The 10,947-nt window shown below is 43.4% G+C and carries 6 protein-coding genes; 5 read left to right on the forward strand and 1 reads right to left on the reverse strand.

All coding sequences use genetic code 11. From position 1 onward, the window contains the following. Positions 1-41: 41 nt before the first annotated feature. Positions 42-3,452, forward strand: a complete 3,411-nt coding sequence (locus tag F1E73_RS13060) for a HEAT repeat domain-containing protein (RefSeq protein ID WP_150452140.1) — start codon at positions 42-44, stop codon at positions 3,450-3,452. Positions 3,453-3,456: 4 nt separating this feature from the next. Here the strand turns inward: F1E73_RS13060 and F1E73_RS13065 are convergent, their stop codons facing one another. Next, positions 3,457-4,431 carry a polyprenyl synthetase family protein gene (locus F1E73_RS13065; RefSeq protein ID WP_150452141.1) on the reverse strand — a complete coding sequence of 325 codons (975 nt, stop codon included), beginning with the start codon at positions 4,429-4,431 and terminating at the stop codon, positions 3,457-3,459. A gap of 40 nt (positions 4,432-4,471) precedes the next feature. On the opposite strand from F1E73_RS13065, the gene F1E73_RS13070 reads away from it, so the two are divergent. From F1E73_RS13070 to F1E73_RS13085, 4 genes are all read left to right on the forward strand, one after another. Then, complete coding sequence (locus F1E73_RS13070; protein WP_317132987.1) at positions 4,472-5,182, forward strand: TetR/AcrR family transcriptional regulator; 711 nt, start codon at positions 4,472-4,474, stop codon at positions 5,180-5,182. A gap of 42 nt (positions 5,183-5,224) precedes the next feature. Then, positions 5,225-6,562 (forward strand): TolC family protein, encoded by a 1,338-nt coding sequence (locus F1E73_RS13075; protein ID WP_086477490.1) that lies wholly within the window; start codon positions 5,225-5,227, stop codon positions 6,560-6,562. Positions 6,563-6,591: 29 nt separating this feature from the next. Further along, positions 6,592-7,761: an efflux RND transporter periplasmic adaptor subunit gene (locus tag F1E73_RS13080; RefSeq protein ID WP_086477491.1), complete on the forward strand. Its 1,170-nt coding sequence runs from the start codon at positions 6,592-6,594 to the stop codon at positions 7,759-7,761. A 7-nt stretch (positions 7,762-7,768) separates the two neighbouring features. After that, the coding region (locus tag F1E73_RS13085) for an efflux RND transporter permease subunit (RefSeq protein WP_150452142.1) at positions 7,769-10,947 on the forward strand (3,179 nt) is incomplete at its 3' end.

Raw genomic sequence — 10,947 nt, forward strand, 5'->3', positions numbered from 1 at the left:
CTAAGAGAGCATGCCCTTACACCAAACACCAACCAAGATCCATGAAAACCATCTTCTTTAATAGCCCCCTCCTTCCACTCATTTTAACTACCCTGCTCCTTTTCTCCTGTAAAGAGACGCCCAAAATTAGCAAGGAGCCCTTGCTAGTTATTAAGGAAGACTCCATCACCGCAGCGGCCAGATTTAAGGAAATAGAAGAGAACGTACCTGCACAAGTCGCGGAAGGACTAACCCTTTCCCTTTGGGCATCGGATTCCTTAGCACCAGACCCGGTGGCCATGTCTGTAGACAACAAGGGAAACATCTATTTAACTAGGACCAATAGGCAAAAGAATTCTGAGTTCGATATCAGGGGGTTTAGGGATTGGATGACCCCTTCCATAGCACTGGAATCTGTAGAAGACAGAAGAAAATTTTTACATCGAACCTTTGCAACTGAAAACAGCGATAAGAACATTTGGTTAAAAGATCTAAATAAGGACAGTATCCACGATTGGCGCGATCTCACTGTTGAGAAAGATGAAGTCTGGAAACTAGAAGACCTCAACAAAAATGGAAGGGCTGATATTGCTACTAGGATAGTATACGATTTTAATGAGGAGGTGTCCGATGTAGCCGGTGCCCTCCTTGTGAGAGAAAACGATATGTTTGTGGGGATTGCCCCAGATATGTGGCGCTTTACGGATGAGGACGGGGACGGAATAATGGATCATAAAACTTCTATTTCACATGGCTATGGCATCCACATTGGGTTTGGCGGACACGGCATGTCTGGCGCCATAGAAGGACCCGACGGGAAAATATACTGGGGGATTGGCGACATAGGAGCCAATATCACTACAAAAGACGGAACCAATCACAAGTACCCCAACCAGGGGATTATTGTAAGATCTAATCCCGATGGGAGCGACTTTGAGGTATTTGCGAGGGGACTGCGAAACACCCACGAATTTGTATTTGATGAATATGGCAATATCATAAGCTCAGACAACGACGGAGACCACCGTGGGGAAAGTGAACGATTGGTATATATTGTAGAGGGTTCGGATGCAGGCTGGCGGGCCAATTGGCAATACGGTAAATATACCGACCCCAAAAACAATGGATACAACGTATGGATGGATGAAAAACTCTTTCTCCCGCGCTGGGAAGACCAGGCTGCCTACATTATCCCTCCAATAATGAACTATCACAATGGTCCCACAGGAATGGCCTATAATCCCGGTACGGCATTGGGAATGGAATGGCGAAATAAATTTTTCTTGGTAGAATTTGTGGGGAACCCCAGCAGGTCCCGTATCTGGAGTTTTGACCTAAAACCCAAGGGAGCCTCTTTTGCCCTGAATACCGAGCAGAGCATCCTCAGTGGAATACTGCCCACAGGCATTCGCTTTGCGCCCGATGGAGCCTTGTATATTGCCGACTGGATTAATGGTTGGGATACAAAAAACTACGGCCGAGTATGGAAGTTGGATGTCACCGAAGACAGGAACGACCTAGCAATGGAAAGAAAAGAGACGGCGCGACTTATGACCCTGGATTATAAGGGTCAAAGCATAGAGAAACTCACTCTATTATTGTCCTATCCAGACATGAGGATAAGACAGAAAGCGCAATTTGCATTAGTAGCCAAGGATAACAATGGTTTAATAGGCTTTAAAAATGCCATACAGCAAAAAAGCAATCAATTGGCGCGTATCCATGGTATTTGGGGCATAGGCCAATTAGCAAGGTATAAAAGGGGTAGGGCAGCCTTGTTGCTTCCATTATTGCAGGACGGGGACACAGAAATTATAGCACAAGCTGCCAAAATACTTGGGGATCTAAAATACAAGCCGTCCAGCAAAAAATTAATCCCCCTGCTTAAGCATAAAAATGCCAGGGTACAGTTCTTTGCCGCCCAGGCTTTGGGTAGAATCCAAGATAAGGAGGCGATTAATCCCTTATTAAAAATGCTAAAAGCCAATAATGACGAGGATGTATATCTAAGGCATGCCGGGGTACTGGCCTTGTCCAGGATCGGGGAAATCCAACCCATAGTCAATTTAACGCAAAGCGATAATCCCAGTTTACGATTAGCCGCCGTTTTGGTTTTACGAAGACTACAAAGCGAAAAGGTGGCCCTATTTTTAAAAGACCAAGACCCGTATATAGTGACCGAAGCCGCAAGGGCAATCAACGACGATTGGTCCATAGAAAATGGCCTTCCAGAATTGGCCTCGCTTTTAAAAGAAGACCGGTTTACCTCGGAACCCTTGTTGCGCAGAAGTATTAATGCCGCCCTTAGGGTAGGCGGGGAAAAAGAACTGGACCTATTGATCAATTTTGCCAGGAGCTCTAAGGCATCCCCCACCCTGAGAAGTGAAGCCTTGGAAACAATCGGAACATGGGCCTCCCCTTCGGTATTAGACAGGGTAGATGGCAGGTACAGAGGTGAAATAAGAAGGGACGTAAAGCTAGTACGCCAAAAACTGGAAAAGCATATACGAGAATTCATGGGCGATTCCAATCCTGATATCCTTGTTGCAATGGCCAAAACCCTTGGAATCCTAAAGATCGATGGTTACCATTCCCAAATGGCAGCACTCATGCAGACCCATTCTTCCCCAGCGGTAAGAGCCGCAATGCTATTGGCACTTGGGGATGTGAATTTTGAAGAAATTGAAGAAGTCATGGAAATTGGGATGCGCGATACAAATCAGCAGGTTCGCACCGCGGCTTTGGGACTACTTACCCAATTGGAGGTAGATAAGGAAAAACTCCCTAGCATTGTATCCCCCATTTTTAAAAGCGGGTCGCTTGCCGAACAGCAAAAAATGTTGAGCGTTTTGGGAGAAATGCCTACCGAAAAAACCGGAGCAATCCTAACTTCCCTAATTAAAGAGGCCAACGCCAATACCCTTTCCAGTGGGGTACTTCTAGATTTGATAGAAGCAGTAGAAGCCAGTGAATCTGAAGAATTAATTGCTCAATTGAGCCAAATTAAATCTTCGGGAAATAGCCTGGATGCTTATAAAGAAACACTAAACGGAGGAAATAGATGGGCAGGGTATCAATATTTCAACAATAATTCTGCCGGGCAATGTGTTCGCTGCCATTCCATAAACGGACAGGGCGGCACCGTAGGTCCTCCAATGGATACTATTGGAAATATTTTAAGTAGACAACAATTATTAGAGTCCCTAATACTACCAAGTGCCCGTTTGGCCCCAGGCTATGGCACGGTAACCCTTACCTTAAAAGAAGGTCAAGTGGTAACGGGAATCCTAGAACGGGAAAATGAGGACGAAATTATCTTAAGAACCTCGGATGCGGAGCCATTGGTTATCGCAAAATCTAGAATAACCAACAGGCAGAATATGGTCTCCGGAATGCCCGCAATGGGCCAGCTTATGTCTAAGAGAGAGCTTCGGGATGTTATAGAATTCTTAGCTAATATGAAGAAAAAATAACTTACTACACCTCCCGCTTCATAAGGGAAGTACCAAATTGAGCCAACATTTCCTTTTTGGAAGCGTCTATGGGAAGCTGGTCTAAAATGGAGAATGCCTTTTGGGTATACCCCTCAATTTCTTTCAGGGCCTGATCCACCGCCCCCGTTTTTATATACAAAGCCTTTACCGTAGCAATCTTTTCTGAGGGGTTCTCAGGTTTTATGGAAAACAAATGCTCCAACTCTTGTTGTTGAGTAGTGCTTCCCAATTCCAATGCCTTTAAATACAAATAGGTCTTTTTATTCACCATGATATCCCCGCCCACCTGTTTACCAAAGCTCTTAGGATCTCCAAAGGCGTCCAGATAATCGTCCTGCAATTGAAAAGCGATGCCCAAATTTTTTCCAAAATCATAGATATCCTGTTGGACCTGTGAGGACCGATTGGCTATTATAGCGCCCATTTTCATGGCAGCAGCCACTAAGACTGCGGTTTTATACTGTATCATTAATAGGTACTCCGGAATACTTACGTCCGTCCTATTTTCAAAATCCACATCGTATTGCTGCCCTTCACAAACCTCCAAGGCAGTTTTACTGAATAATTGCATCAATTGCTTAAATGTGGCTGCAGGATAACTTTCTAACAGCTGATAACTGTAAATAAGCATGGCATCCCCAGAAAGTATACCCGTGTTTACATCCCACTTCTCATGTACCGTCTGTTTTCCCCTTCGCAGCGGTGCGGCATCCATGATATCATCGTGTACCAAAGAGAAATTATGGAAAACTTCTATGGCCAATGCAGCATCCAAAGCCTGCTTATAATCGACTCCAAAAATATCGGTGGTCATCAGGGTTAGCACGGGTCTTAGCCGTTTTCCACCAAGATTCAATATATAGGATATAGGATCGTAAAGATTTACGGGCTCTTTTTTCTGCTCTTTACTTTCCAAATACGCTATAAAATCCGATCTATAATGGTCAATGTTTGGCATAGGGATAATTTTTTTTCAAAAATACATCAATCCTTGCAGTATGCACAAAGAATTAATAGGATCTCGCACCCCCTACTCGCTAACACAGGAAAAACCTTGGAAACTTTACTGGTTTCTAAAGTTTCCAACGTATCTTTGCACCCTTATGAAGGAAATTATTTTAGATAAGGCCACGGAGATGTTCTTAAACCTAGGGTTTAAGAGTGTTACTATGGACGATTTGGCCAATGAGGTAGGCATTTCCAAAAAAACAATCTACAACCATTACGAGAATAAAACCAAGTTGGTTCAAGAATGTACCAACCAGTTATTCCATAAAATAAGTGTTGGTATTGAAGCTATTTGTGCTATTGGCAAGAACCCCATTGAGGAGCTATACGACATTAAGAAGTTTGTGATTGTAAACTTAAAGGATGAAAAATCGTCTCCTCAATACCAGCTAGAGAAATACTACCCAAAGATTTCCAGTCAGTTGAAAGCAAAACAACATGCACTAATGCAGAAATGCACTATCAACAACCTGGAACGAGGGGTAAAAATGGGCCTCTATATGGAAGACCTCAATATTCCCTTTGTGTCACGGATTTATATTGCAGGAATTAGCAGCATACAGGACCCTGAAATATTCCCTCAAGAACTTTTCTCTTTTGGGAGATTACAGAGCTACTTTTTGGAATATCACCTAAGGAGCATCACCACCCCAATGGGGAAGGAGATTTTAAATCAAATAATTTATTCGGATCAGTTTTAAAACAAATGGACCTTCAGCTTATTGAACCGCAAACAAACTTTTATGAGAAATAGTCTAACCATACTTTTAGTGCTTTGGCTTAGTTGGGCCAATGGCCAAGAGCAAGCGTATAAATTTACCCTGGATCAAGCGGTAGAATTTGCCCTTGAAAATAATTACAATGCCATTAATGCGGGCAGGGACCTAAGGGATGCCGAGAAACAAAAATGGGAAACCATCGCCACTGGTTTGCCTCAAATAAGTGGAGACATCAGCTACCAAAATCAGTTAAAACAACAAGTCTCCTTAATACCTGCCGAGTTTGGAGGGGGAGAGCCAGGCACCTTTATCCCTATCGTCTTTGGTCAGCCACAAACGGCCCGTGCCACAGCTACTTTAAAGCAGCAATTGTTCGACGGTTCCTATATAGTGGGGATCCAAGCTGCAAAAACCTTCCTTAAGTACAGCCAAAACAACAAGGAGAAAACAGATCTGGAAATTCGCAAATCCATTGTGGAAGCTTATGGGAATGTACTATTGGCCCAAGAGAGTATTTCCATCCTCAATAAGAACAAAGCCAATTTGGAGCAGAATTTAATGGAGACTCAAAAGCTTTATGAAAACGGTCTGGGAGAGGAAGAAAGTGTAGAACAGCTACAAATTACCCTATCCTCTATAGATAATCAGTTAAAGAATTCTGTACGTCTCCAAGAGATCACCCTACAAATGCTAAACCTAATGCTGGGCTTGGACATCAACACCCCCACCCAGCTCATGGAAAATCTAAACGATCTGGCACAGCAACAGATTAGACCCGATCTTTTAGAGACCGATTTTGTATTGGACAACAATGTAGATTTTAAAATTGCCACCAATTTATTCCAACAAAGGGAGCTAGAGTTAAAACTACAAAAAAGCATGGCCCTACCCACCCTTAATGCCTTTATAAATTATGGAAGTACTGCCTATAGCGATTCCTTTAATTTTTTGAGCAAGGAGGCAGATTGGTTCGATGCCTCCGTAGTTGGAGTAGATCTTCATATTCCCATTTTTAGCTCTCTGGGGAGAAGCGCCAAGACACAAAGGGCGAAAATTGCGGTAGATAAAGCAAAGACACAACTCTTAGAAACGCAACAAAACCTCAACCTACAATACAAAACGGCGAAAAGCAATTACCTATTTTCCATAGAAGAGTATACCACTGCCAAAGAGAATTTAGGCCTCGCAGAGCGTATAGAGCGCAAGAACCAAATTAAATATGAGGAAGGCCTTGCTTCTAGCTTCGAGCTGCGACAGGCCCAAACCCAATTGTATAATGCCCAGCAAGAATACCTCCAGTCCATGGTAGAGGTGATCAATAAAAAGACCGAATTGGAAGCGGTCCTAAACGTAAAATTATAAAACGATTATCCCGGAATAAACAGCAACTCATGAAAAACGTAACCTTTATAATAGCTGCAGGACTCCTTCTTTTCTCCTGTGGATCGGACAATCAAAAATCCGTAGACGAGCTAATTTCAGAAAGTAATTTAACCGAACTTCGGTCCAAACGAAAGCAACTCTCCGAAGAGCAACAGCTCTATAATCAAAAGATAGAGCGGTTAGACTCCGTCATAAGATCCCTGGAAGGCAATAAGAACTTGCCCTTGGTATCCGTAGTGGAGGCCAATGCTCAACAATTTAATCATTACCTGGCCTTACAAGGTGATGTAAAGACCAAGCAGAATGTATTGATCTATCCCGAGATGCAAGGTACCCTGGAAAAGGTTTATGTAGAAAAGGGACAAAAAGTACGCAAAGGGCAGGTTTTGGCCACTATAAACGATGGGGGCATGTTTAGTCAATTAGAGCAGTTAAAAACTCAGGCAGCATTGGCCAAGACCACATATGAACGCCAACAGCGGTTATGGGACCAAAAGATAGGCTCCGAAATTCAATACCTACAGGCTAAGACCAACTACCAGGCTTCCAAAAACACGGTAGAACAAATGGAAAGTCAGCTAAGCAAATACAGCATTACAGCGCCGTTTTCGGGTATTATAGATGATGTGATCAGGGAACAAGGAACGGTGGTATCCCCAGGTCCGGGTTCGGAGGTATTCCGCATTGTGAACCTATCAGAAATGTATATAGATGTAGAGGTCCCAGAAGCCTATTTGGGAAGTGTGGTAAAAGGCAAGGAGGCCAAGGTGTACTTTCCCATACTGGGAGACAGTATCACTACGTACATAAGACAAACAGGGAACTACATAAACCCCAGCAATCGCTCTTATACGGTAGAAATTCCTGTACCCAATAAAAATGGAGACATTAAGCCCAACCTAACGGCAAGGGTCCTCATTAACGATTACACCAATGAAAATGCGATACTCATTCCCGCTAGCATCATCTCAGAAAATGCGGCTGGGGAGCAATACGCCTTTGTAGCCGAAGACCTCAACGATCTTAATGAGGCGGTGGCCAAAAGGAAAATTATCACTACAGGAAAAACACAAAATGGGATGGTAGAGGTAATTTCAGGAATGGCCCACGGCGATCATATTATTGAAGAAGGCGCACGGAGCGTAAAGGATGGACAGAAAGTAAAAATAATTAATTAGGGAGTCCATGAGCAACTTACAAAAGAAAACAGACAAAGAATTTAAGCTGTCCTCCTGGGCTATAGATAATCCGTCCGTAATATATGTGATGATCGGTATCTTTCTATGGATTGGACTAAAGTCTTACTTTGCTATGCCAAGGGAAGATTTTCCAGAAATCATAGAGACCAAGATCTATATAAGCACCCCCTATCCAGGAAATACGGCCGAGGATATTGAACGTCTAATTACGGATCCCTTAGAAGACCGGCTAAAAAGCGTTAGCAATGTGGTAGAAGTAATTTCTACCTCCCAGGAAGACTATGCGATAATAACGGTAGAATTTGATGAGGAAATCACGGTTGAATCTGCCAAGCAAAAGGTAAAAGACGAAGTAGACTCCGAGAAAGCTAGTGAAGACTGGCCCACTTTTAACGGGGCCAAGGTAGAACCCAACGTTTTTGACCTCAATTTCTCCGAGGAAGTGCCCATTATGAACATAAATTTCACTGGGGATTATCCCGTAGAGAAATTAAAGGAGTTTGCCGAATATCTTCAGGATGAAATAGAAGACCTTCCAGAAATAAAAAAGGCCGATATCCGTGGTGCCCAAGAAAAGGAGGTAGAAATAGCCGTGGACATCTACAAAATGATGGCGGCCAAAGTGAGTTTTGACGATGTAATCCAGACCATAAAAAACGGAAACATGACCATGTCTGCCGGAAATTTACAGGCTAGCGGACAACGCCGTACCATTAGGATACTGGGCGAAGTGGAAGACCCCAAGGAATTGAAGGATTTTGTAGTAAAATCTGAGAACGGGGCCGTCTATCTTAGGAATATTGCGGACGTCCATTTTAGGGAGAAGGAAAAAACAACCTATGCGCGTGAATTTGGAGAAAGCGTAGTGATGTTGGATGTTAAAAAGCGAGCCGGCCAGAATGCCATCTCTGCCGCCGATAAGATTAGGGAAATTGTAAAATACAACGAAGCCAATTATTTTCCGGCAGATTTACATATCTCCATTGCCAATGACTCCTCTACCAGAACCCTAAACCAGGTAGACGATTTGGTTAACAACATTATTTTTGGGATTATCCTAGTGGTTACCGTACTAATGTTCTTCCTAGGCTTTAGGAATGCCCTCTTTGTAGGGTTTGCGATTCCCATGTCCATGTTTATGTCGTTTATGATATTATCCTGGTTGGGGTACACACTGAACACCATGATTCTCTTTGGAATGATTATGGGACTGGGAATGTTAGTAGATAATGGGATTGTGGTGGTAGAAAACGTGTACCGTCTTATGGACGAGGGCATGCCAAGGATCCAAGCCACCAAAAAAGGAATCGGGGAGATTGCCTTTCCCATCATTATTTCTACGGCTACCACGGTGGCTGCCTTTGTACCACTAGGGCTATGGCCAGGTATTTTTGGACAGTTCATGATATTTTTCCCCATTACCCTCTCTGTGGTTCTAGGGTCTTCCCTATTTGTGGCCATCTTTATGAACTCCATGCTGGTAAGCAAGTTTATGGATACAGATGAGAAGGAACTCACCGTAAAGCAGCTCATTCGCATTAGCATCATTTTAGGAGGCTTTGGACTGCTGATTTTACTTTTTGGCGGAGCGATGCGCGGATTTGGATCCGTAATGATCCTTACTGCAGCCATGTTCTGGGCCTATAAATTCCTAATAAAACGATGGGCCAACCGATTCCAGAGAACCACCATGTCTCGCTTCGAAAACTGGTATGAGAAACGATTGGTGCACGCCTTGCGCGGTAAAAATGTATACTGGTACTTTGGAATCACCGCCTTTCTACTGGTAGGGGTATTCATGTTGTTTGGAGTATCGGTAGGAAGTGGACGTACTAAAATTGAATTCTTCCCAGACAATAGACCCAATGAGATCTATGTCTATATAGAATACCCCGAAGGCACCTCCATTGAAAAAACCAATGAGTTAACACTGGCCGTAGAGAAACAGGTCTACGACATCATCAACAGTGAGGAATACATGGACAATGGCGAGAACTTTATGGTAACCTCGGCCGTTTCACAAGTAGGGGAAGGAGCGGGCAATCCGCTTACCGATGGAGGATCTGCCGCCGAAATGCCGCATAGAGGAAAGATCACCGTGAACTTTAGCGAGTTTAAATACCGTAAAGGATTAGACACGGAGGATATCCGAGCTAAAGTTCAGAATGGATTAAGCGGTATTTATCCCGGAGTGGCCATTTCCGTAGAGAAAGATGCCAATGGCCCCCCAGCAGGTTACCCCATCAATATAGAATTGGAAGGCAAGGATTATAACGAGCTGATAAACACTGCGGAAAACATTAGAAACTTCATCAATTCCAAAAATATTGCAGGAATAGAGGAGATTAAAATTGATGTTAACAAGAGTAAGCCCTCCATGCAAGTATTGGTAGACCGAAAAAAAGCGGGAGAATTGGGTGTTGCCGTGGGACAGGTAGGCAACCAATTGCGAAGGTCTATTTTTGGTGAGAAAGCGGGCGTATATAAGAAGGATGGGGACGATTACGATATCAATGTGCGTTTTAATGAGGACCTCCGTTACAACAGAAGTGCCCTTTTTAATCAGAATATCATCTTTAGGGACCAAGCTACGGGACAGATTAAGGAAATTCCAATATCTGCCATTGCTACGGAAAAAAACACCTCTTCCTTTAGTGCTATAAAGCACCGAGACGGGAAGCGTGTGGTAACGGTTTACTCCGGACTACAACCCGGCTTTACCGATGCGGCGGCAATCGTTGCCGAAATACAAAAGGAAATGGAGGAGTTTAAGGACCTGCCTGCGGGAGTGAAAATTGATTACACCGGACAGATTGAAGAGCAGAACAAACAGATGCTCTTCCTTGTTGGTGCTTTCTTTACTGGATTAGGATTAATAATGTTGATTCTGATTTTTCAGTTTGGTGGCATTTCCAAACCCCTGATCATTATGATCGCTATTTTCCTCAGTTTAATTGGTGTTTTTGGAGGAATCATGATTACCGGCTGGTCCTTTGTGATTATGATGACCATGATGGGAATTATTTCCCTGGCCGGAATTGTGGTAAACAATGGGGTGGTCCTATTAGATTACACCCAAATATTGATAGACCGAAAGAAAGTAAAACTAAATCTGGACGACGATGCCCTTTTAAACAGGGAACAGGCAACGCAAGCTATTATTCA

Origin of the sequence: Arenibacter lacus, from assembly GCF_008711145.1 — a bacterium.
Lineage (GTDB): Bacteria > Bacteroidota > Bacteroidia > Flavobacteriales > Flavobacteriaceae > Arenibacter > Arenibacter amylolyticus.

What these genes read in the sequence shown, in the direction of transcription:
- F1E73_RS13065 (WP_150452141.1), bottom strand. Translation starts at nt 4,431, where the DNA reads ATGCCAAACATTGACCATTATAGATCGGATTTTATAGCGTATTTGGAA.
- F1E73_RS13070 (WP_317132987.1), top strand. Translation starts at nt 4,472, where the DNA reads ATGCACAAAGAATTAATAGGATCTCGCACCCCCTACTCGCTAACACAG.
- F1E73_RS13060 (WP_150452140.1), top strand. Translation starts at nt 42, where the DNA reads ATGAAAACCATCTTCTTTAATAGCCCCCTCCTTCCACTCATTTTAACT.
- F1E73_RS13075 (WP_086477490.1), top strand. Translation starts at nt 5,225, where the DNA reads ATGAGAAATAGTCTAACCATACTTTTAGTGCTTTGGCTTAGTTGGGCC.
- F1E73_RS13080 (WP_086477491.1), top strand. Translation starts at nt 6,592, where the DNA reads ATGAAAAACGTAACCTTTATAATAGCTGCAGGACTCCTTCTTTTCTCC.